The organism is Mesorhizobium sp. M0991, from assembly GCF_040318915.1.
Taxonomy (GTDB): domain Bacteria; phylum Pseudomonadota; class Alphaproteobacteria; order Rhizobiales; family Rhizobiaceae; genus Mesorhizobium.
Map to the genome: position 1 here is coordinate 86,532 of NZ_JAMYNE010000019.1, position 22,048 is coordinate 108,579.

Sequence of the window (22,048 nt, forward strand, 5' to 3'; positions counted from 1 at the left end):
GGCAGCAGCTCTCCTGACGCTGAAGGCAGCCTCCGTGGAAAACGATGTGCAGACAAAGACTTCGCCGCCTCGAGGAGGCGATGCCTTTATCTTGCCTTCCGCGGACCTGCCTCCCTGCCCGGCCTGACCCACGGTACCCCTGCCCTCACCTGCGATCCGGCCGGCCTGACCTTGCTCGCTCCGATCCGAGCGGCACCACGATTTGGCCATTCGGATCTGTCGCGGAAACACCGTTTCGCAGGAAAAACAGCGACTGCCCGGACGGGATTTCCGGCGCTTTTCCGGAACGGGATTTGCCGGTGAACGCGTCCATGTCGGCGGCCGAGATCCCCGCCGCCTTGAGCTCTTCCAGATACAAAACCGTCTCGCTGGGCAGCGGTCGCCGACGCTGCAAATGCTGTTCGTAGCGGTCCGGCCCGGCGTTATAGGCGGCAAACAGGCCGGGAAAGCCGAAGCGGTCATACATGGCGCGCAGATAGGCAGTGCCTGCCAGAATGTTGTCGCGAGGGTCGTGCGGATCGGCTCCCAGGCCAAGCTCTGCGCGCAACTCCTCGTAGGTGCCGGGCATCACCTGCATGAGGCCGACGGCGCCGGCGTGGGAGGCGATCGGCCGTCCATTCAGCTTTGTCTGCCCCCGGCTTTCGGCATCCATGACGGCATAAATCCAGGGCTGTGGAATGCTGAAACGCCGGCTTGCCTCAGCTACGTAGTGCTGCCATCTTGCCAGCTGCGGACCACGGGAGATGGCGGCCGGCTGAGCGTCGGTCGCGGCGGAACAGGCGCATGGCGCTATCGCGACCATGCCGAGCATCAGGAGGGTTACTCGGTCCATAGCGGCACGAGCCTCCCGGCAATATTTTCGGCCGGCACCGGCCCGAAATAGCGGCTGTCGAAGGAGTGATTTCTATCGTTGCCGAGCAGGAAAACCTCGGCGGCGGCGAGCTTGCGGCAGGCATTCCACCAAGGCAGCGGACGGTGCTGCGTGTCGGTTGCCAGCCGGCGCGCGACAATTTCGCCGCCGATGATGATGGCGTCGCCGAAGGCGCAGACATGCTCGCCAGGCAGCGCGGCAAGGCGCTTGACCAGCGGCACGTTGCTGGGCAGATAGAAGCGTTCGGCGGCGAGATCGGCGACCGGTTTTGGCGGGCGGACGAGCACCAGGTCGCCACGAGCCGGTGATCCGGACGCGACGCGATAGAGGCCGACCGGCGCACTGGCCGAGGCGTTCCAGACCAGCCAGGGCGATGGGTTGTCGAAAGCGGCGAAGCCGATCAGGCTGAGGCCTATACTGGCCACGGCGATCGTCTTGCGCGCCCGAACGCGCCGCAGATGGCTGCCGATCAGACGGGTAGTGGGACGCCGGCTCATGAGCGGCCTCCCTCACCGGCCGAGCCGGAATCGTGCCCGGCATCCTCGGGCCTGGTCTCCTGCGCGCGTCCCTTCGACCAGTCGTCGAGCTCGTCGATGTGATAGCGGACATAGCGGCCGTGCTTGCGAAATTGCGGGCCGCCGCCTTTGAGCCGCATCTTCTCCAGCGTGCGCTGGGACAGCCCGATATAGAAGGCGGCCTGCGCGGTGTTGAGAAACGGACTGCCCTTCTTCGCGCGGGCCGCGCGTTCGTTTTCGTCGTCCATGATGATCCTCGTTTCGTTACGGACAAGCGAAGGCGAGGATCGGCGAGCGAGATCGTTTTGGGGACGGGCGAAGAGTGGGGGGCGAGTTTTCGCCGCCCCTTCTTGAGAAGAGCCCCGCGCCGGTTGCGGCGCGGGCCTCGAGGCTGGCGGTTCAGTCGACGGGGTTCCAGATGATGGCGTATGTGTCGTCGTCATCCTGGCCGGCGGCGCGGCCGAGATTGGCGTAGAGCTTCCGCGGACCGAACTCCGGGGCGGCAATCGACAGGCTCACATAGTCCTTGCCGGAGGTCTCGCCGGTGCGGATCCAGCCGGCCCCTACTTCGACCCCTTGCGTCAGCACCCGGAAGTCGGGATGGGTGTCGGCGCTCTTTGCCTGATTGGGCACGATGTCGATGTCGGCGCGGACGCTGAGCGTCTTGAGCTGGCCCTTGTAGCCGCCGTTTTCCTGTTTGGTGACGTATCCGATCGCGGTCATTTTCAGTCTCCTTTTGGTGCTCGCCGGGGACCATTCCCCTGCGATGGCGGACCGTGATGGGCGCGTCCGGACCGCCGGAACCGGGGCGGCCGCAGCGATAGCGGAGGACCCGAGCGGACAGCTTTTTTGAAGCGAAGCGGCGCGAGGAAGCCGCCGCAGGCGGCGGGGAAAAAAGCTGCTGGCGAGGGTTTCGGGCGGGCCGGATCCGCCCATAGGTCGTCAAGCCAGCCGCAGGGGAATGGTCCCTGAGACACATGGAGACAGGTGGCGCGATCGGTGGCACAAGAGCGGGCGGCAATGCAGGGGGCTGGCTGCGCGGGCTCTGTCGGCAACCGGATCGGACAATTGGCCCCATGCGCCTGGCGCCTCAGCAAGCAACCCGGCGTGGTGCAGGGCTGCCGAAATGGGGGCGAGTTGGCGTCGGGATTTCTCGCGCAAGGCACTGGCTCGACAAGACGACCAATCGGCAGCCGGCGCGGCCCGGAGCGGCGCGCGCGATCTGAGCGGCGGCACTCGAGAGAACCGCCGCTTGAGGCTGATCGGTTCATTCGCGCACGAACAGCGGCTGCACTTGTGCCCACTGATCGGCGGTGCGGAAGCCGCCGCGGCTGGTGTAGCTTTCGGCGGGGAATTTCATCCAGCGCGGCAGCCAGGTCTCGACCCTGAGGCGGCCATTCTCGCCCGCCAGGAAGTCGCGGATGATCTTCTTTTGCGTCTTGACCTTCTCGGCGACATTGCCGTCCGCGACCAGCTTGCCGCCGACCTCGGCCAGCATCGAATTGGCGATTTCCTTGTCGCGCAAGAGGTCGAAGAAGGCATCGTCCGGTTGCCACCATGTGCCCATATCGACGTTCAGATGGTTGCCGAGCGCCTCGATGACGGTGCTGCCGGCTGCAAGCGTCTCGGCCATGACAAGGGTGAGAACGCGCATGACATCGTCGTCGCACAGCGCCAAGAGGCGCGCGAACACGCCGGCGATAGCAAAGGCGTCGCCATTGCCGCCGGCGACCACGCCATCCTCATCCGGTGATCCGAGCAGGGCCAACACTTCGCGCCGCTTTTTGCCGAATGCAGCTTCAGCCTTGCAGCCGGCAAGGCTGGCAGTCACCGTCTCGTTGGCTGCGCGCTGTGGCTCACGGCGCACCTGCCACAAGCCGGAACCGGTGATGGCGTGCGCCACCACGAGGCGCAGCGCCACGGCGGGATGGTCGAGCATGGCCGCACGCACGGCAGCATGGCGATGCAGATCGACATAGTTCTGCATCGGGCCGGTGAGTTCGGGGCGCGGCGGCTTGGCGGCTGTTTCTTCTTGCTCACCGCCCTCGCGGGCGCGGCGGGCTTCCTTGTGTGACAGCCAGCCCTCGTGACACCCGACCTCGCCGCGATGCGAGACAGTGATGACGACCTTGCCGCCCTTCTTCTTCGGGGTCTTCTCGTGGTCCCATGGGTGGAAATACTGGCCCGGCTCCAGCAGCACCACCTCGCTCCAGCCGTCGTTGAGATAGGTGTCGCGTCTGGCGGCAATCGCTTCGTTCTGCTTTTGCCAGAACAGGTCGGCATCGGCGAAATAGCTGTCCTCGCCGAACAGGTCCGAGGTGATCAGGCCGGTATATTCGTCGATGGCAAACATCGCCACCTTGGTGGAAATCGACTGGCCGCCGAACAGCCATTGCTTCAATTGATAGCCACGCGGCGCGTATTGATCGGGATCGGCACAGAGTGCCAGCCAGTCCTTCTGCTGCGCCTTGGACGCCATGGTGAGATGGCGCACCGTCTCGGTATCGATCTCCTCGCGCCGGTAGGCTTCGCGGATTTTGGGCAAGAGGTCGCCAAGCGCCAGAATGCGTTTGACCTTCAGGTCAGTGATGCCGAAGGTCGCAGCGATATCGGGAACGGTGCGGCCTTGCCTGACGAGCCGCGAAAACGTCTCCCATTGCGATACTTCGTCAGGATCGAGACGGGCGAGGTTTTCGATCAGCGAGGCTTCCAGCGCATCGGCGTCGTCGCCATCCTCCATGATGGCGCAGGGCAAGGGATCGCCTTCGCCGCGCTCGTCGGCAAGCGATTTCGCGGCGAAATAGCGCCGCCTGCCGGCGACGATCTCGAAGGTTTCCGGTTGGCCGTTGGGCCGCACAAGGAGAGGCACCAGCACGCCGCGCGCACGCACTGACGGCAGGATGTCGGATATGTCGGGCGCGCGTTTTCCATGGCGCATGTTGAGCGCGGAAATGTTGAGCTGATCCAAGGGGATGTGGGCAAGCTGCACGGTTACTCTCCTTCGCTTTGGTTGAGGGTGTCCCCGCCGCAGAGGCCGAAGGCGCGGCGCGGCGGGACGGTTTTTGCGCCTATCGGCGCTGCTGTTCCGCCATGTCGGGCGGAAGCTCGGAATGGGGCTTTGAAAGGGCGTCTGCTGCCTGCCGCAGAAGTCGCTCGGCCTCGGTGATGTGGCCGCAAATGCGGGCGGCTTCGGCATAGACGGAGAGCGTAAAGCGCGCCTGGAAATGCAGGTCGCGCTCGATGCCGAGGCCAAGCGGACCTTTTACGGATGCAAGCTCGGCCAGACTGACGCTGCCGAGTTCGGGGAAGCCGAAGCCGAGATCGCAAAGGCCGAACAGCGTGTCGCCATCTGCGTCGAGTTCGGTCAAAAGCCACGTGGCGGCACCTGTCGGATTAAACAGTTTCACAACGGGAAAATGGTCGATGTCGGCCTCGGCGGCGCCATTGGCGAGCAGTCGTGCGCGCAGTAGATCGGTGATCAGGATCATGGAAAGACTCCTTGTCAGAACAGGTCGAGTTGATTTCTGCTGGCTTCATCGAAGAGGCCGATATGAGCGGCTTTTGCGCCGCGCGCGGACACATCGGCGCGTCCATCAGGAGGGTGAGCCGATCGCGCGTGGTGATCGGCCGGACACCGGGAATGAGCATCTGCTCGCCTTGCGGCGTCGGCTCGGTCGCGGTCAGTTGAGGATCGCGCATCGTCATGCCGCAATCCCTTCCTGCGCCTCGCCTTCGGCATCGGCCTGAAGGCCAAGCAGGAAATCGGCGGCCTTGGAGGCAAGACTGGCGGCACGGAAGATCGCGCGGTTGTCCTCGCGCAGCACCTTCAGCCATGAGCCGATGTAATCGGCGTGACGCACGGTCGGTTCGATACCGAGATTGCTGCAGACGAAGGCGGCAGTGATTTCGGCGACCAATTCTTCACGCGCGTAGGTCTTGGAGCCGAACGAGCCGGAGAGGTCGCGAGCAAGCCGCGTCGGGTGGCCGGTCCAGTGGCCAAGCTCGTGAAAGCAGGTCCGGTAATAGTCGATCTGGTGATGGAACGCCGGCTGCGGCGGCACCTGAATGTGGTCGCTGCCCAGCATGTAGAAAGCGCGATCGCCGCCGACCCTGAAATCCGCACCGCTGGCGCGAATGAGCGTCTCGGCCTGCGGCACGATCTCGCACTGAGGCAGCGGCTCGGCGGCGGCATAGAGGTCTTCCGGAAGATTATCGCACTGCGCGACATTGAAGACGGTGAAGCGCTTCAAAAAAGGCACGGCCTGTGGTTCATCGCCCTCGTGGCGTGCGCGCTCCTTCTCGTCCTTGGGGACAAAGCGGTCGGCATGCACGATGGTCGTGCCGCGCTCGCCCTTCCTGACGTTGCCGCCAAGGACGAGCGCCTGCCGGAAGGTGAGCCAGTTCTGGCTGGGATAGCTGCGCTCGATGACCGCGCCCCACAGGATGAGGATATTGATGCCGGAATAGGTGCGCCCAGAGGATGCATTCCTCGGCAGGCCAAGGCCTGCCTTTGCGCTGCCCCATGGCTTGACCCATGGCACGGTGCCGCGCTCCAGCTCGGCAATGATGCGGTCCGTGATCTCCTGATAAAGGCTGGCGCTGGGGCGCCCGCCCTTGCCTGCGCCAGCCTCTCCGCTGGCGGAACGCTTGCTGTTTGCATGCATCGTCTCATCCTCCGCTCGCCAATCGCCGCGCCTTTCCCCGGAAGCGGGGTGGGCGGCGAGTCGCGACCGGAAAGGCCCGCCGTGGGAGGCGGACCGCATCCGAAGGACCGGAACGAAGAGGAGGACCCTGAGCGGCACGCGAAGGGTTGCGGGCTGCCGCGGCGGGCCTAGAAGGGAGTGCCGCCCACCCCGCGCCACCGGGAAAGGCCAACAGACAAACCGCGCCGCCCGCAAGGGCGGCGGCCGTCACAGCCCGAAGGGCTGCCCACGCCAAGGGGCGAAGCCGAATGGCCGAGACCGCCTGAGCTTGCCGAAGAAAAGCGGGCTCGGTTCACGAGCACCTGGTGCGCGTCGTCAGGCGCGCGGGCGCCCGCCAGGACGGCAGGCTGGACAGATTTTTCGCACGGATCATCGTCAAGCGCCGCAGTTACGTCGAGAAACTCGACGACATCGCCACCGTGCGCGCGGCTTCCTACGAACAAAGCCAGCGCTCGCCTTTCAACAGGTTGAGGCGCGTGTCCCAGTAATATTCCTGACCGGGATCATGATAGACGCGCTCGCCCGTTTGTGGCTTATATTGGCTTTGATGTTGCAGGCGACAGCGGCAGGGTCGATTCGAAGGCAAGAAAGCCAGCCAGGAGTTGCTTTGATAGCGATGGTTGCCCACGCCCTTCCCTCCGAAGAGAGAATGCGACGTTTGCGGCCTGGAGTCTACAAGTCGGGTCTAATTCACCGGTCCTGTTCCGAACCATTGAATGAACGGCGCATCCTTACCCGTGATATCCTTCACCGTCTTTAACAGCGCTTCATGGGTGCGTTGGAGAGCCCGGTAATGGTTGCTGGTGGGTGATAGAAGCGGCTGGACGATGCTCTTGTGCAGCCGTTCCGCCTCCGCCAGAAAGCGCTCGATTTCAGCCTGTGAAAGCTGCTTGGAAAGTTTGGTCCGAGCCATTGCGATCTCCGTTGAGGAATCGCCCCACCTAGGATTATCATCCCAATTGTATACTTGACGTACCAATGATCGATTCGATAAAGCAGCCGGGCAGGCCGGTACTGAAAACGAGATTACGCCGCTGATGGTCGAAGCGGGCATTTCCGTTCGTCTGGGTGCCCTCACACCGCCACGGGAGACGTTGTCGACCAAAGGATGGTCGCCAAGATTTACTCATCTATGGCAGTGGTGGGAGCAGCTTCCGTAGAGCCTTAGTATTGGCTATCAGGGTTTCGACATGGTGGTTGATGTCATGCGCTTTGACGGGCTTGTTCCTGCCCTTGTTTTCGGCGGCGCGGAAATTGAACACAACAACTTGGCCTGTTGTCTTTTCCTTGCTCCAGATTCCGTGAACCCAGTTGTTGCGCGTGCCCGACATGCCGCTGATTTTCTCAATTGCCTTTGAGATGGCGTCTCGATCGGAAGACGTATCCCACTCGGGGATCATCGCTAGGAGGAACTTAACTCGGGCTTCAAAAGTTGGGATACGATAGTAGCCGAAATGCGCCATGTTGGTCGACATGTTACAGATTGAACACATGGCATGCATGAGTGTGGTTTCAGCGTTCGCCCAAGCGACGACCATATCGCCCAATGCGGTTGCGATGTCCGAATCACTACTTAGGTTGTTGAGATCGTTGTAGGTAGCCATGTCAGAATCCCCCAAAGACAAAGACCAGGACAAGGGCGACGAGATTTTGCGACGCCTGTTGAAAACCCCTCCCGATCATAAGACCGGGAAGGGCAAGCAGCCTGTAGCGCCAGATGGCTCTAAGGACAGTGAGGGAGTGCCAGCAGGTTATTCGGCTCCACGCCGTCAGGCTCCGTCTTAAGATACTTCCGTCCGTTCGAACGCTGGCGTACGACAATCCACACGGAATCTCCTGTCGGCGCTACCGTCCAGTATTGCTCATTTTCGTTTTCGACGTTGTTTATCATCGTATCGATGTCTCGATACCAGCCGCCAGCGGCAGGGCCGCCGAGGCCCTGAAGACGACGGTCCTTGTCGGCGTTATCAGGCTTGTGACAATTTACTCGGAAAGTTCCGGCCATGTAGGCCTCCTGTGATTTGCGCCACAGGAGGGCTTGACGTGAATCGCGTAACGCGCAACTTAATGGACGTGATCACAAACAAGCCCTCCAACGGCTTGGTTTCAACTTAAAGGCGACCGTGGTTCAGACGGTCGCCTTTTACGTTCTGGCGAAACTTTGATTCGCACAAGATCGTCAATCTCGTTTTGTTCTCTTTTTTCTACGTATCCACAGGAGTCGTCGCGCCTTCTGCTTAGGCGTGACCGGCTTCACCAATCCGCCGATAGGTAAGGCGCTAGTCGCGGGCCATGCGAAGCAAATCCTCCGCGCGTTCTGCATCTGAGACTTTCAGAGCCATGCGGCGATGGTAGCGGAAATCAAACTCGGCAAGGTAGCGATGCAAATGCGCCTCGCCGCAATGCTGGTAGACGCCGATCATGCCGCGCTTGAAGACTGAGAACACGTTCTCAATGGTGTTCGAATGGATGGCGATCCCGTCCTCGTAGCGGACATATTCGCCGTCCGAATGCTTCGTGGTCTTGTGGGTAGCGAACTCGCCGCCAGTCTCTGTGTAGAGGTTCGACGCATCGGTGTAGAGGATGGTATCTCGCGACACGTTGCGCACCAGCACGTCACGGACGGTTGCCTTGGTGGCGTCGTTCAAATGGAACATGCGAGCCTTGCCGCCGCGCTCGACCAAGCCGACGACGATGCGCTTTTCGCGACCGCCGCCCTTGCCTTTCTTGGTGAAAGGACGACCCTTACGTTGGGCTGATACGCGAGGCGTCTCGCGCTTTCCGATGTAGGTTTCGTCGGCCTCAACAGTCTTGCCGTTGCCGCCGATAGGACCAGCAGAAGCAACATCCTCTTGCATGGCTTCGCGTGCGGTGCGCCATAAACCAAGCGGTCTTGTAGGTGACGCCAAGCATACGATGCAACTGATGGGCACTCATGCCTTTCTTGGACGAAGCGTAGAGATGCGAAGCCAGCACCCATTTATGCAGGCCGATCTTGGAACGCTCAAAGACGGTGCCGACCGTGACCGTGAAAGGCAAACGGCATTCGTTGCATTTGTAGACGCCGGGGCGCGTGGACTTGCCCGCCAGCTTCGTGATGCGCTCGGGGTTGGCGTTGCCACAATGCGGGCAGAACGGGCCATGAGGCCAATGGATAGTCTCCAGATGCTCGCGGGCCTTGTCAGCGTCGTGGTAAATTTCGTTGGTCAGGTCGAAAATTGGCGGTAACTCCTTGCATTTATTGAAAATTCGGCTTGGTACGTCAAGTATATAATTAGGATTATCATCCTATATCGGCATGGCCTGGTAAAGACCCACAGACCCACCCGCAGCGGAATGGCAGCTTGCCGAAGAAAAGCGCGCTCGGTTCACGGCACCCGCGCGAGCCGTTAGGCGCGCGGGCGCCCGCTAGGACCGCAGGCTGGACAGAATCTCGCACGGATCAGCGTCAAGCGCCGCAGTTAAGTCGAGAAACTCGATGACGTCGAGACGACGCTCTCCACCCTCGTACTTGGCCACGAAGGATTGGGGACGATCAAGCTTCTCGGCCACCTGCGCCTGAGTCAGGCCTTTGGCCTTGCGCAGGGAGACCAACTCGGCCAGAAACCGCTGGTGGCGGGGCGATCGAAGAGACTTGGGCATGTAGGCGAACCGGTCGGGTAAAGACCGGATCAGCGACTAATCCCGGTTTCGGATTATCCCATTTTGGGATATGCTGCGTTGCATCCAGCGCTCAACAGCCGAGGCTCGCAACAGGCATGAATCGATCAATGGGAACAGATGAGACTCGAAGCTCAACTCTGTGTGACGAGGTCCCCTGGTCGGATAACCTCACGAGCTACGACAGGAAGCATTTCACGATCTACCTGCGGATCCTGGATGCCTGCGCCGACAACGCCAGCGAGGAGGAGATGGCCGATCTCATTCTCGGCATCGACCCGTCCATTGAACCGGTCCGCGCCCGCAAGGCTCTTCGCAGCCATATCGACCGTGCGAACTGGATGGTGACGACTGGCTACAAGGAACTGTTCGCCGGCTGACGCACAGCACGGACTGTCATGCTCTTCAAACAAGGACGTTCAGATACCCGCCATTCATGAGCGCACGGCCGCGAGAGACGGCGCGGCGGGAGCGGTCACAACTGCTTCGCGTGCTGTTTCACTGCCATTTCTAGTGCTTGGCTCAGAGGCACAGCCTTGGAGAACAGGAAGCCTTGAGCGGTTCGGCAGCCAAGCTTGTGCAGGGTTTGCCGATCCGCCTCTGTTTCGACGCCCTCGGCCATGACCTCGATCCCGAGCATGTTACCGAGATCGATGACCGATTTGACAAGCAGTCGGTCCTCTCGGGACTTGGCCAAGCCGCGAATGAAGCCCTGGTCTATTTTCACCTTGCGTATCCGACTGTCCTTGAGCGATGCCAACGTAGAAAAGCCGGTGCCGAAGTCATCGAGCGCGATGGAAATGCCGGCATGTGAAAGCCGTCCGAGCTTTTCATCCACTCTGTCCGGGTCCACCGGGGATTCTTCGGTAATCTCGATTTCGAACATCGTTGCAGGGAGGCCTTTTGCCGCCAGACCATCCAGAACCATGTCGTCGATATCGCCGGCTTCCAGTTCGCGCGGCGAAACATTCATCGCCACACGGAGATCACGACAGTCAGCTTTCACCAAGCCGTCGATAAAAGCACAACAGTCGGCGAATACGGTTTGCGTCAGCAGCTGAAGCATTCCGGTTTCGCGTGCAGCTGTGATGATTTCGGGTGGAGAGATGGCGCCATGAGTCGGATGGGACCACCTCAGCAAGGCTTCAAAACCGACCACGGCCTCGGTGTCGAGTTTCACGATCGGCTGGAACCAAGGTTGCAAGCTTCTCGTCTTTATCGCCGAATGAAGGTCCCGTTCGACGGACTGGCGGCGTTGCAGTTCCCTGTCGAGTTCGGCATCGAACAGGCAAAATTCGTTCCTGCCACGACGCTTGGCCGTGTAAAGGGCGATATCCGCCCGCAACAACATTTCGGTCAGGCCCGGGCTTTCCGCCAGGTATATTCCTATTGATGCCCCGACCCGGACGGACGCGACCTCCCGATAGGGGCGGGCAATTTTTGCTATGATATTGGAGGCGAGATCATTGGCAGAAAGCGAAACCCTCGTTGAGGGAAAAAACAGCACGAATTCATCGCCGCCGATACGAGCGAGCGTTGAGCCTTCCGGTGCTTCCTCCTCTATGCGGCGGGCGATCCTGACAAGCAGTTCATCACCGGTCCTGTGACCGTAGGTATCGTTGACGGATTTGAACCCGTCCAGGTCAACCAGCATTGCCACGAAGGGGCCATCCGCGGTCTCGAACCGTCCGATAGCGTCTTCGAGGCCACGCCTGTTGAGAAGGGCCGTCAGGTGGTCCTGCCTGGAACTGGCCTTCATCTCCGCCGCAAGCCGCTCGGCCTCATGCCTCAGGCGGCTCGCTTCGCGGAACCGTGCTTGCCCAACAAACGAAGCTCGAACCAAGCCGCCCATGAAGAGCAGAACGGTAAAAGCCAGAATGTAGTCTTCAAAATTGCCTTTCGCCAAAAGGCAACCCACCGTGATGAGGAGCGGAGGTGTGATGAAGTTGATCGCCGCCGCGGCATACGAACTGCCGTATGTAACCGCACCAGCTGAAATGCCCGCCAGAATGACCAGATGCAGCGGTGCTTGAGGTGTCGTGTATCCAACAGTCAGGACGGCCAGGAAGGACCAGGCAAACCCTGCCAGAAGAGCAAGGATGCCAAACCAGCGAAGCCGCGGCAAAACCCCCACTAATCCGTCATGGCGCCCCGTTTCCTTTAGCTGATAACGCGCGAGTGCAAGGCGGGCGGCATTTATCGCATTGACGACCAGGAACCAGATTGCAGCTGCAAAGCCGCTGCCAGAAAGGGCGTGCACCGCCCAAATCAGGCCTGACAGGATAGCGCTTATCGGCATCGACACGAAGAGGCCGGCCCTCAGGTCAGCAAGCTGATCCTGACGGATTTTGGCCTCCAGCGTGTCTTCATTCTTCGGGGCCATGGACGGACCAGCTTGCTCCCATCGTTGTTCGCGAGGACAAGCCTACGCAGGCCCACTGAAGGACGGGTTAACTATCCAGCGGGGATAACCAGTGTGCTCACCATGTCTTCGGGGCGCACGTCTGCCTCTTGGCCTTGCCGTCTGACCATCGAGCTCTTGCCCGCACGCGTGCCTTGATCCGAATCATCCCAGGATCGGCAACGTCACCATGGAAGCAGCCCTACCAACGGCATCAACGCGCCCGGCGAGACAAAAGGAAGCCGGGCCGAGATAGCGTTCCAGAGCGGCAGCGCTGCCTGCGATTCACCGCCTGAGCATGGCCGAAATGCCAAGGCGGATAAAGGGAAGATATTGGGCAAAGCGAAGCCCTGCATGTCTTGCAAGCCGTGCCGCCGGGTGCTCGCCTGAGTAGAGAGCGACAAGTGCATTCGTAGCATGATAGAGCGGTGCCGCCGACAGACGCAGCCGGCTTTCGTATCTGCCGAGCATGTCGGGATCAGCAATGTCGCGGCGCTCGCGACATGCCGCCAGGATTCTATCGGCGAGTTGCTTCTGGCCACTGAGGCCGATGTTGAAGCCATGCGCGGTCACCGGGTGCATGCCGAGGGCAGCATCGCCGATCAGTGCCGCACTCGGAGCCCAGAACTTGTGCGCCCAGGTCGTGACCAGCGGATAGGCATGGCGGGTGCTTGCCAAGGTCATCTCTCCGAAGCGTCCTCGACACCGGCTCGTCGATTCCATGAGGAACAAATCGTCGTCGAGAGCAAGCAGTCTGTCGGCCTCGCTTGAGCGCAACGTGAGAAGCAGCGACGACACGCCTTCCATGAGCGGCAACATCGCTATCGTCTGATGGTGATCGAACCATTCGACCGCGATCTGGTGATGGGCGCGCTCGTGCCTCACTCGGCAAATCAGCATGGAGTTGCCAAGCCGATTGATGTCGGCGCCAATGCCGAGCAGGTCGCGCGTCCCGGACAAACGCGAATCCGCTGCAACGAGCAGCCGAGCGGCCAATTGCCTGCCATCAGAGAGCGTTATGACTGCTTCTTTGTGGCTGGTTGTTGCATTGACGACCGAGCGGCCGCACAGCAGCTGGGCATGATCCTGGAAGTGGACAAGCTTGAACAGGGCGTCGCGGATCCGACAATTTGGGACCAGAATTCCGAGTGGTTCCCCAGATCCGCTGGGAGAATCGAAGCTCAGGGCGAAAGGGCTCGATCCGTTGAGCACGCGCGCGCCTTGTAGCGGTGATTTGTCCGAAGCGGGGATGGCATCCCAGGCGCCGAGCTCGCGAAGGATTCCAACCGATGCGTGGGTCAGCGCGATCTCGCGACCGTCGAAAGCCGGATTCGCCAGGCTTTCGAGCGACTGCCGTTCAACCACTGCCACCTTGAGTCGGCTCTGGGCAAGCGACGCGGCGAAGGAAAGTCCGACCGGCCCGGCTCCGACCACAATAACGTCGAATCTATCGACAGAGCCGGCCATCAGCGTGCCGCCATTGCGTCGGCTATCTGCGACGAAGGGCACTGGAACGCATCGCAATCGATCCACGGTTTGCGGCTCATCTCCCCAAGCGTCTCCACGCGACCTAACCGTCCGTTAGACATCCGTTCTCCGTTCAAAAATGCTCAATGAAACCATGCCTATGAAGAGATAACCCTGATGTGGATCAACCAGGCTCGATAAACGCGGCAACGGCGGGTTCACGGTCGACTGGTCGACCGCCACACCATGGTCTGGTCAGGTCATCATGGAATGGCCGGCTTCCCGTTCGGTGCGGCCCTTTCCTGGCCGAAAGTTCGGCAACGTATTCTGGCTGATCCGTTCGCACCCGTCGCGCGCCGAAATCGGCATGACGCGAAGCAACCGCGGAAAATATTCGAGCGAGTCCTCGCAGGGCAGGCTGGGTCAACTGCGTTGCTCGTCGCGGTCGATCAGGATCCGCTCGGCGGCGCCATCGAGATCTTCATATTGGCCGCTCCTCAAGGCCCACAGGAACCCCGCCAGCCCAAGCGCTCCGAGGAACAGGGCCACAGGTATGAGGTAGGCGAGCGTCGTCATGAGGATTGTGCCAGTGCGCCAATGTCCGAGCGCCTGTCATGTCGGGCATCTTGCACCGATGCATTTGACACGAAACCTTGCAGACGTAGCGCATTGCCGATGACCAGGAGGGACGAGGCGGACATCGCGACCGCCGCGATCAGTGGCGTAACGTGCCCCAGAATGGCGACCGGCACGGCGATGCCATTGTAAACGATCGCGATGGCGATGTTCTGCCGGATCAGCCGTCCGGCCTTCCGCGAAATGTCTAAAGCAAGTGGGACCGCCAGAAGACTTTTACGCAGGAACACGAAATCCGCGGCGTTGCGACCGATATCCGCCGCCGTGGCCGGAGCGATCGAAACGTGTGCGGCGCCCAATGCAGGCGTGTCGTTGAGCCCATCGCCGACCATCAGCACCTTGTGGCCAGTTCGCGTCAATGCTTCGATGTGTTCGACCTTCCCGGAGGGAAGCAACGAGGGAACGAAGCGCTCGACGCCCAGTGCTTCCGCGACTTCGCCGCAGGCAGCCTCTGTGTCGCCCGACAGCATCTCCACCGACACGCCGGCGCCGTTCAGTTGCTCGATGGCCGCCTTGGCATCGGCACGCAGCTCATCCTCGAAATCGAAAGTCGCGACAATGACCCCGTCCTTCGTCAGAACGGTTCCGCCATAGCCTTGTTTGCCTTCGCCGCCGATCCGAGCTTTCCACTCACGCCATCCGCGGCGACCCAGCCGCCAGGTACTGCCCTCGGCGATGGCTTCGATGCCGAAGCCCGGATGCTCGCTGACGGACGCGAGTTTCGGCTGGCCGGCAAAGGCTGCATTGCCAGCGATTGCCTTCGAAAAGGGATGGCGGGAATGCGCTGCCATCTCGGCCGCCATGGCGAGCATCGTCGGATCGATGGACGGCGCATTGATCAGCCTGGGCAGTCCGAGCGTAAGCGTGCCGGTTTTGTCGAACAATGCCGTGTCGATCCCGGCCAGGCGCTCAATGGCGGAGCCGTCCCTGACCATGACGCCGCTTTCAAACAGCCGCCGCGCAGCGACCACCTGCACGATCGGCACGGCGAGACCGAGCGCACACGGGCATGTAATGATCAAAACGGCGATTGCGATTGTTATTGCCCGGTGCCAGTCGCCGGTCGCCGCCATCCAGCCGAGGAACGTCACAAAGGCGGTGAGGTGGACCACGGGGGCGTAGAGCGCGGAGACGCGATCGGCGATCCTGCGATGGCGGGCGCGGCCGCCCTCTGCCGCTTCCATCAGCCGAACGATTTCGGCCAGGAATGAATCCTTCGCGGCGGCCGTCGCCTCGATGGTCAGCGGACCGGTGAGATTGAGTGTACCGGCCTGGACCTGCGCCCCCGGGCCCACCGTTCTGGGCGTGCTTTCCCCGGAAACCAGGGAACAGTCGAGATCCGATGCCCCGCCAATGATCCTGCCGTCGATGGGCACCCTCTCGCCAGCCGCAATCAAGAGCTCCATTCCTGGTTCGATCTCGCCAACCGGCAAGTAGTCGCGCGAACCATCCTCGCGCAGCACCATGGCGCCGCGCGCCGCCAGCCGAGCCAGTCCGTTTACGGCCGTCCGTGCCCGTTCCCGCATCACGTGATCCAGCGTGCGGCCGATCAGCAGAAAGAACAGCAGCGACACCGACGCGTCGAAATAAGCATGGTCGCCATGGTTGATCGTCTCGTAGAGGCTCATGGCGTAAGCGAGCGATACCCCGACCGCGATCGGCACGTCCATGTTCATGCGGCTGTGGCGCAGCGCATTCCAGGCCGAGCGAAAATAGATGCCGCCGGCGAAAGCGAGCGCAGGAATGGCAATCAAGGCCGAGACCCAATGGAACAGGTCGCGGGTCGCGCCTTGCGCGCCGGACCAGACGGAGACGGATAGCAGCATGATGTTGCCCGCCGCAAAGCCGGCGACCGCGACGGCGCGGATCAGTTCCGAGAGCGTCCTGTCCTTCCCGTCAGCCTCGGGATCGAACAGGTGCGCGCCATAGCCCAGCCGTCCAAGTGTGGCGACGAATGGCGGAACCTCGTCGCCGCGCCACCGGACCGAAACACGTTTCGTTGAAAGATTGACACGAGCGCCTTCGACGCGATCCAGCTTACCGATCGCCGTCTCGATCGTCTGGATGCAGGCGGCACAATGCACAGCCGGCACCGAGAGGTCGGTCTGGCGAAGATTTTCGCCGATCGAGCGGCTCGCCAGTCTGATTTCCTGGCCAGAAGGCAGGACCAGTGTGACCTTTTCCAGGTCCAATGCCATTTCGGCGCCTGGCGCGCAGCAGCTCATTGCAGCGCCCCGTGGGAAATCATGATCCGGCGAACGTCGCGATAGGGTTCCGCAAGGCTCGCATCGGCGTCGATTTCGACGATCCAGACGCCATCCGTGGGCATGTGGTGCGCGGCGAATATCTGACCGGAGGCAGCGGCAAGAGTGACGGATTTGTCCTCGGCCTCGTAGGCGGGATGACGAAACAGCACCTTGACGCCATGCAAGGCAACCGGCTTGCCGACAGCATCGGTGAGGCTGTAGCGGACCTCACCGCCTGCGATGGTCAGTTTGCCAGTCCAGCCGAGGGCCGCCTGAGCTCGCCCCTCCTCGGCCTTCTTGTTGAACTGCTGGCTCGCCACATAGGTGTTTTCGACGACAAGGCCGGTCCAGCTCGTGTTGGCGAGCGTCGCCATCGTCAGATTGACCGCTATGACCACGCCGAAGAAGCCAAGGATGGTGAACAGCATATGCCTGCCGGTGAATTCGCGAGATTGTCGCGAGGTGTCGCTCATCTGGCGCTCTCCGGTGCGTTGAAAGTGGCCGTGTATTCGTCCGACTCGAACGTTGCCTTGTTTTCGACCCGGAACTTGAAGCTTTGCGCTGCACCCCGAACCTGATCTGCCGGCTGACGCACGAAAACCTTGAGCATCTTGAGCCGGTCGGGTTCGACCGGGATGGCGAAGGAGCGATCCGCCGGCAGGTCGATGCCGACAACGCTCATTTCGGCTCCATGCAGGCCCTGCATCGTGACAATGATCGTTCTTGGTTCGGGGATCATGTTGAGCAGCTTGACGGTGTAGCCGTTGCGGATCGAACCGTCGGACAGCGTCACGAACTGCGGGTTGCGATCGTGCAGGACATTCAATTCGAGCCGTTCGCGGGTCAGCAGCGAATAGAGCAGCGCGAGACCGACCGCCGACCAGGCGCCCATGTAGATGAAGGTGCGCGGGCGAAAGATCTTGCGGATATGGAAACGGGCCACCTTGTCGGAGAACAGGCCGTCAGCGCTCCTGACCACTGACGGGTTGACTGAACCGGAGCCGCCCGGGGTCGCCAGCATCATGTTGGCGTTGTAGTCGGCCAGCGTCGCATAGGAAATCAGTCCGCGCTCCCTGCCGAGCTTGTCCATGATACCATCACAGGTATCGATGCAGAGCGCGCAGGTGATGCATTCAAGCTGCTGGCCATCACGAATGTCGATCCCCATCGGGCACACCGCGACACAGGCATTGCAGTCGACGCAGTCACCGACGGGCTGCCCGGCGGCAAGGACCCTCTTGGCGTGGCGCGAGCGCGGTTCGCCGCGCCAGTCATTATAGGTGACGGTGAGCGACCTTTCGTCGAGCATGGCCGCCTGGATGCGCGGCCACGGGCACATATAGGTGCAGACCTGCTCGCGCATCAGCCCGCCGAACGTATAGGTCGTCGCTGTGAGCACAGCGAAGGTGATGTAGGCGACAGGCGCTGCCGTGCCGGTGAAGAGTTCGATGAGCAAGGTCGGCGCATCGGCGAAATAGAAGATCCAGGCGCCGCCGGTCAGCACCCCTATGACCAGCCAAATGGCGTGTTTCGATGTTCGCAGCACGAGTTTGCGCGCAGTCCAGGGACCGGCATCGAGCTTGATGCGCGCGTTGCGGTCGCCCTCGATGGCTCGCTCGACGACCAGAAACAGATCGACCCACACGGTCTGCGGGCACGTATAGCCGCACCAGGCCCGACCGACGGTGGATGTGATCAGGAAAAGGCCGATACCGGCCATGACCAGAAGGCCGGCGACGTAGTAGAATTCCTGCGGCCATATCTCGATGAAGAAGAAGTAGAAACGCCGGTTGGCGACATCGAGCAGCACGGCCTGATCAGGGGCAAACGGGCCACGGTCCCACCGCAGCCAAGGTGTCAGGTAGTAGATCCCCAGCGTGATTGCCATCACCGACCACTTGAAGCGGCGGAAACTGCCAGAGGCCCGGTTCGGGAAGATCTTCTTGCGTGCGGCATAGAGCGGCTGACGGGTCTTGGCGGAGTTGACCGCATCGGCTTCGAGCCGTTCTATTTGCGTGTTATCGAGCACGAGAAGCTCCAGTCACCAGCGACGATTTCGCCGGAAGCCCGACCCATCGGTTTCTGGATGATGCCGAGGCCCGGCTCGCGCCGGGCCTCGTCGCTTGGCGGTTGGGGGGAGGACGAGAATAGGCTTGCGTTCCTATTCTCCGCCGCCAAGCGAATGGACATAGACCGCGAGTTCCTTGACCTTGATCTCGCCGAGACGCCCGATCCAGGCCGGCATGACGCCATGCCTCGGGGCGCGGACCTGCGCGGCGATGGCTGTTTCGCCAGACCCGTAAAGCCAGATCGCGTCGGTCAGGTCGGGTGCGCCGAGCTCCCTGTTGCCCTTTGCATTCTCACCATGACAGGCCGCACAATTCTCGGCGAAAACATTGGCGCCGAGTTCGATCAGGCTTGCGTCCTGAACAGGATCGGAGAGGCTTGCGACATAGGCGCCGACCTGCTTGATCTGATCCGTCGTGATGATGTCGCCAAAAGCAGGCATTTCCGACAGGCGCGTATCCGGGTCTGATGCGAAGCGGATGCCGTGCGCAATCGTCTGCTGGATCTGTTCGGCGTTGCCACCCCACAGCCAATCGTCGTCGTTTAGGTTGGGAAAACCCTTGGACCCTTGAGCGCCCGAGCCATGGCACTGCACGCAATTGACCTTGAACGCGGCGCCACCTGCGGCGATGGCGAATTCGCGTAGCGTATTGTCGGCTGTAATCTCGGAGACGGTCTTCGCCTGAATGGCAGCGACAAATTTACCCTTGGCCACTTCGGCCGCCGCCAGTTCATTCTTGACGTCTCTGCGGCTCGAATACCCCAGCACACCCCTGGTCGCGGAAGTCAGCATCGGCCATGCCGGATAGACGACGGTGTAGCCGATCGCCCAGGCAATGGTGATGTAGAAGGTTATGACCCACCAGCGCGGAAGCGGGTTGTTGAGTTCCTTGATGCCGTCCCACTCATGGCCGGTCGTCGAGATGCCCGAAACCTCGTCGATATGCTCGCTGCCCATGATCAGTCGTCCTTGAGAGGAATGTGAGCGGCTCTCTCGGCTTGCCTGCGGCTGCCGGGACGAAATGCAAAGGCAACGCATCCGAGGAAGAAAAGTGCCATGGCAAGCAGGCCCCAGCTGTCGGCAAACTCCCGCATGAAATTGTAGGTCATCGCCATTCTCCTCAGCGGTAACCGGCGGCTTCGTCATAGGTCCTGAAATCGACCAGCGTGCCGAGCATCTGGAGATAGGCGACCAGCGCATCCATTTCGGTGACCTGCTGCGGATCGCCGTCGAAGTCCCCAAGCTTGGCTTTCGGATAGCGTCTCTCCAGGCCCGATGTGTCGGCATTCGCATCGGCCTGCGCCATGAGATCGGCATTGGCATGAGCGATCATGTCGTCTGAATAGGGCACACCGACACGGCTGTTGGCGATCAGATGCGTCGAGAAATCCTTCACCTCGATTGGCATGTCCTTCAGAAACGCGTAGCTCGGCATGATCGATTCCGGCACCACGGAGCGTGGTTCGGTGAGATGCTGGACATGCCATGCGTTGGAGTAGCGGTCGCCGACCCGGGCGAGATCCGGCCCCGTGCGCTTCGAGCCCCACTGGAACGGGTGGTCGTACATCGACTCGGCCGCCAGGCTATAGTGGCCGTAGCGCTCGACTTCGTCGCGGAATGGCCTGATCATCTGGCTGTGGCAGAGGTAGCAGCCCTCGCGCACATAGATGTTGCGCCCGGCGAGCTCGAGCGGCGAATAGGGCCGCATGCCTTCGACCTTCTCGATGGTGTTGTCGAGATAGAAGAGCGGTGCGATCTCGACGATGCCGCCGACCGTTACGACCAGCAGGGACCCGAGGAGAAGCAGTGTGGCGTTCTTCTCGATGACCGCGTGTCTGTCCATCAAGCCCATTTTCTGGCTCCTGATCGCACAGGCTGGAGGGCGGGGATGGAGCGCGGCATCGGATCCTCCTCGCGCCGGTAGCCGAGGATGGTCATGGCGATGTTCCAGGCCATGATGAGGGCGCCCGACAGATACATCGCGCCGCCGATGGCACGCATGATGTAGTAGGGATGCATGGCTGCGACGGTTTCGGCGAAGGAGTAGACCAGGAAGCCCTGCTCGTTGTATTCGCGCCACATAAGGCCCTGCATGACGCCGGAGACCCACATCACCGCGGCGTAAACGACGATCCCAAGCGTCGCCAGCCAGAAGTGCCAGTTGACGAGCCGCAGCGAATAAAGCCGGTCGCGGTTCCATAACTTCGGGACCATGAAATAGATCGCGCCGAACGAGATCATGCCGACCCATCCGAGCGCGCCCGAATGGACGTGACCGATGGTCCAGTCGGTGTAGTGCGAGAGCGAGTTGACGGCCTTGATTGACATCATCGGGCCTTCGAACGTCGACATTCCGTAGAAGGCGATGGCCATGACCATCATGCGGATGATCGGGTCGGTGCGCAGCTTGTCCCAGGCGCCCGAGAGCGTCATCAGGCCGTTTATCATGCCACCCCATGACGGCATCCAGAGCATGATGGAGAACACCATGCCGAGCGTCTGGGCCCAGTCCGGCAGGGCGGTGTAGTGGAGGTGGTGCGGACCGGCCCAGATGTAGAGAAAGATCAAAGCCCAGAAGTGGATGATCGACAGCCGGTAGGAATAGACGGGTCGGTTGGCCTGCTTGGGAACGAAATAATACATCATGCCGAGGAAGCCGGCGGTCAGGAAGAAGCCGACGGCGTTGTGGCCGTACCACCACTGCGTCAGGGCGTCCTGTACGCCGGAGAAGGCTGAATAGCTCTTGGAGCCCAGGAAGGAGACCGGCATCGACAGGTTGTTGATCACATGCAGCATTGCGATGGTCACGATGAAGGCAAGGTAGAACCAGTTGGCGACATAGATGTGCGGTTCCTTGCGCTTTAGGATCGTGCCGAGGAACAGGATGAGATAGGCGACCCAGACAATGGTCAGCCACAGGTCCACATACCATTCGGGCTCGGCGTATTCGCGGCTCTCGGTTATGCCGAGCAGGTAGCCGGTCGCCGCCATGACGATGAAGAGCTGGTAGCCCCAGAACACGAACCAGCCGAGATCGCCGCCGAACAGCCGAGCGCGGCAGGTGCGCTGGACGACATACAGCGACGTGCAGAGCAGCGCATTGCCGCCGAAGGCGAAGACGACGCCCGACGTATGCAATGGCCGTAAACGGCCGAAATTGAACCAGGGCTGGATGTTGAGATCCGGGTAGGCGAGCTGCAGGGCGATGACCACGCCGACCAGCATGCCGACGACGCCCCAGAATACGGTGGCGATGGCACCGTAGCGGATCGGCCCATCCATGTAAGCGGCGGGGTCGATCGGAACTGCCGGCTTGAACTCCGTGTTGCGCAACAGAATCGCCGTGAAGCCAGCCACGGCGAAGAACAAAACCCACATATGCCGGCGAAAAGGTTCATCTACGCCGAAGCCGGCAGCCACCAGGGCCGCAAACGCAAACAGGCTTAGAAGGACGATCTCTGTGCCGAATTTCATCGCAAGC

At 61.4% G+C, this 22,048-nt stretch carries 24 protein-coding genes and 1 pseudogene; 3 read left to right on the plus strand and 22 right to left on the minus strand.

Going from position 1 to position 22,048, the window contains the following annotated elements:
• Positions 1–145 precede the first annotated feature (145 nt).
• The 6 genes from NKH70_RS24520 to NKH70_RS24545 form a co-directional block, all read right to left on the minus strand.
• Positions 146–832 carry a lytic transglycosylase domain-containing protein gene (locus NKH70_RS24520; protein ID WP_352453593.1) on the minus strand — a complete coding sequence of 229 codons (687 nt, stop codon included), beginning with the start codon at positions 830–832 and terminating at the stop codon, positions 146–148.
• On the minus strand, positions 820–1,368 hold the full coding sequence (gene lepB, locus NKH70_RS24525; protein ID WP_352683957.1) for a signal peptidase I: 549 nt from the start codon (positions 1,366–1,368) through the stop codon (positions 820–822). The genes NKH70_RS24520 and lepB overlap by 13 nt, the downstream gene beginning before the upstream one ends.
• On the minus strand, positions 1,365–1,634 hold the full coding sequence (locus NKH70_RS24530; protein ID WP_023679653.1) for a helix-turn-helix transcriptional regulator: 270 nt from the start codon (positions 1,632–1,634) through the stop codon (positions 1,365–1,367). Before NKH70_RS24530 ends, lepB begins: the two co-directional genes overlap by 4 nt.
• A gap of 151 nt (positions 1,635–1,785) precedes the next feature.
• Positions 1,786–2,109: a DUF736 domain-containing protein gene (locus tag NKH70_RS24535; protein ID WP_023672372.1), complete on the minus strand. Its 324-nt coding sequence runs from the start codon at positions 2,107–2,109 to the stop codon at positions 1,786–1,788.
• Between the two features lie 544 nt (positions 2,110–2,653).
• On the minus strand, positions 2,654–4,375 hold the full coding sequence (locus tag NKH70_RS24540) for a ParB/RepB/Spo0J family partition protein (protein ID WP_353026230.1): 1,722 nt from the start codon (positions 4,373–4,375) through the stop codon (positions 2,654–2,656).
• 79 nt (positions 4,376–4,454) lie between these two features.
• A complete protein-coding gene (locus NKH70_RS24545; protein WP_353026232.1) occupies positions 4,455–4,874 on the minus strand; it encodes a DUF2958 domain-containing protein in 420 nt (139 codons plus the stop codon).
• A gap of 11 nt (positions 4,875–4,885) precedes the next feature.
• On the opposite strand from NKH70_RS24545, the gene NKH70_RS24550 reads away from it, so the two are divergent.
• Complete coding sequence (locus NKH70_RS24550) at positions 4,886–5,074, plus strand: hypothetical protein (protein ID WP_353026234.1); 189 nt, start codon at positions 4,886–4,888, stop codon at positions 5,072–5,074.
• 13 nt (positions 5,075–5,087) lie between these two features.
• Here NKH70_RS24550 and NKH70_RS24555 read toward each other — a convergent pair whose 3' ends face one another.
• Positions 5,088–6,050: an ArdC family protein gene (locus NKH70_RS24555; protein ID WP_353026236.1), complete on the minus strand. Its 963-nt coding sequence runs from the start codon at positions 6,048–6,050 to the stop codon at positions 5,088–5,090.
• Positions 6,051–6,394: 344 nt separating this feature from the next.
• Here NKH70_RS24555 and NKH70_RS24560 point away from each other — a divergent pair, with 344 nt between their 5' ends.
• Complete coding sequence (locus NKH70_RS24560; RefSeq protein ID WP_353026238.1) at positions 6,395–6,577, plus strand: hypothetical protein; 183 nt, start codon at positions 6,395–6,397, stop codon at positions 6,575–6,577.
• Positions 6,578–6,774: 197 nt separating this feature from the next.
• Here NKH70_RS24560 and NKH70_RS24565 read toward each other — a convergent pair whose 3' ends face one another.
• The 5 genes and pseudogenes from NKH70_RS24565 to NKH70_RS24585 all read right to left on the minus strand — a co-directional run bounded on the left by NKH70_RS24565 (position 6,775) and on the right by NKH70_RS24585 (position 9,731).
• Positions 6,775–7,002, minus strand: coding sequence for a hypothetical protein (locus tag NKH70_RS24565; RefSeq protein ID WP_352818640.1), 228 nt, complete (start codon positions 7,000–7,002; stop codon positions 6,775–6,777).
• Between the two features lie 217 nt (positions 7,003–7,219).
• Positions 7,220–7,693, minus strand: coding sequence for a hypothetical protein (locus tag NKH70_RS24570; protein WP_352480257.1), 474 nt, complete (start codon positions 7,691–7,693; stop codon positions 7,220–7,222).
• Between the two features lie 119 nt (positions 7,694–7,812).
• Positions 7,813–8,094: a DUF3892 domain-containing protein gene (locus tag NKH70_RS24575; protein ID WP_353026241.1), complete on the minus strand. Its 282-nt coding sequence runs from the start codon at positions 8,092–8,094 to the stop codon at positions 7,813–7,815.
• Between the two features lie 274 nt (positions 8,095–8,368).
• Positions 8,369–9,308: pseudogene (locus NKH70_RS24580) on the minus strand (IS1595 family transposase).
• Positions 9,309–9,497: 189 nt separating this feature from the next.
• Positions 9,498–9,731 carry a helix-turn-helix domain-containing protein gene (locus tag NKH70_RS24585; RefSeq protein WP_352818637.1) on the minus strand — a complete coding sequence of 78 codons (234 nt, stop codon included), beginning with the start codon at positions 9,729–9,731 and terminating at the stop codon, positions 9,498–9,500.
• A gap of 128 nt (positions 9,732–9,859) precedes the next feature.
• On the opposite strand from NKH70_RS24585, the gene NKH70_RS24590 reads away from it, so the two are divergent.
• On the plus strand, positions 9,860–10,129 hold the full coding sequence (locus NKH70_RS24590) for a DNA -binding domain-containing protein (RefSeq protein WP_352618984.1): 270 nt from the start codon (positions 9,860–9,862) through the stop codon (positions 10,127–10,129).
• 95 nt (positions 10,130–10,224) lie between these two features.
• Here NKH70_RS24590 and NKH70_RS24595 read toward each other — a convergent pair whose 3' ends face one another.
• The 10 genes from NKH70_RS24595 to ccoN form a co-directional block, all read right to left on the minus strand.
• Positions 10,225–12,132, minus strand: a complete 1,908-nt coding sequence (locus tag NKH70_RS24595; protein ID WP_353026243.1) for a putative bifunctional diguanylate cyclase/phosphodiesterase — start codon at positions 12,130–12,132, stop codon at positions 10,225–10,227.
• A 303-nt stretch (positions 12,133–12,435) separates the two neighbouring features.
• Entirely contained in the window at positions 12,436–13,617 is a 1,182-nt protein-coding gene (gene ubiM, locus NKH70_RS24600) for a 5-demethoxyubiquinol-8 5-hydroxylase UbiM (protein WP_353026256.1), read from the minus strand.
• A 423-nt stretch (positions 13,618–14,040) separates the two neighbouring features.
• Positions 14,041–14,193 (minus strand): cbb3-type cytochrome oxidase assembly protein CcoS, encoded by a 153-nt coding sequence (gene ccoS / locus NKH70_RS24605; protein ID WP_352453617.1) that lies wholly within the window; start codon positions 14,191–14,193, stop codon positions 14,041–14,043.
• Entirely contained in the window at positions 14,190–16,478 is a 2,289-nt protein-coding gene (locus NKH70_RS24610; protein WP_353026245.1) for a cation-translocating P-type ATPase, read from the minus strand. Before NKH70_RS24610 ends, ccoS begins: the two co-directional genes overlap by 4 nt.
• A complete protein-coding gene (locus NKH70_RS24615; protein ID WP_352517892.1) occupies positions 16,475–16,972 on the minus strand; it encodes a FixH family protein in 498 nt (165 codons plus the stop codon). Before NKH70_RS24615 ends, NKH70_RS24610 begins: the two co-directional genes overlap by 4 nt.
• Positions 16,969–18,528, minus strand: a complete 1,560-nt coding sequence (gene ccoG / locus NKH70_RS24620) for a cytochrome c oxidase accessory protein CcoG (protein WP_353026247.1) — start codon at positions 18,526–18,528, stop codon at positions 16,969–16,971. Before ccoG ends, NKH70_RS24615 begins: the two co-directional genes overlap by 4 nt.
• Before the next feature lie 132 nt (positions 18,529–18,660).
• On the minus strand, positions 18,661–19,524 hold the full coding sequence (gene ccoP, locus NKH70_RS24625) for a cytochrome-c oxidase, cbb3-type subunit III (RefSeq protein WP_353026249.1): 864 nt from the start codon (positions 19,522–19,524) through the stop codon (positions 18,661–18,663).
• 2 nt (positions 19,525–19,526) lie between these two features.
• Positions 19,527–19,676, minus strand: coding sequence for a cbb3-type cytochrome c oxidase subunit 3 (locus NKH70_RS24630; RefSeq protein WP_352457387.1), 150 nt, complete (start codon positions 19,674–19,676; stop codon positions 19,527–19,529).
• 11 nt (positions 19,677–19,687) lie between these two features.
• On the minus strand, positions 19,688–20,419 hold the full coding sequence (gene ccoO, locus NKH70_RS24635; RefSeq protein WP_353026250.1) for a cytochrome-c oxidase, cbb3-type subunit II: 732 nt from the start codon (positions 20,417–20,419) through the stop codon (positions 19,688–19,690).
• Complete coding sequence (gene ccoN / locus NKH70_RS24640; protein WP_352468490.1) at positions 20,410–22,041, minus strand: cytochrome-c oxidase, cbb3-type subunit I; 1,632 nt, start codon at positions 22,039–22,041, stop codon at positions 20,410–20,412. Before ccoN ends, ccoO begins: the two co-directional genes overlap by 10 nt.
• Positions 22,042–22,048: the final 7 nt, after the last annotated feature.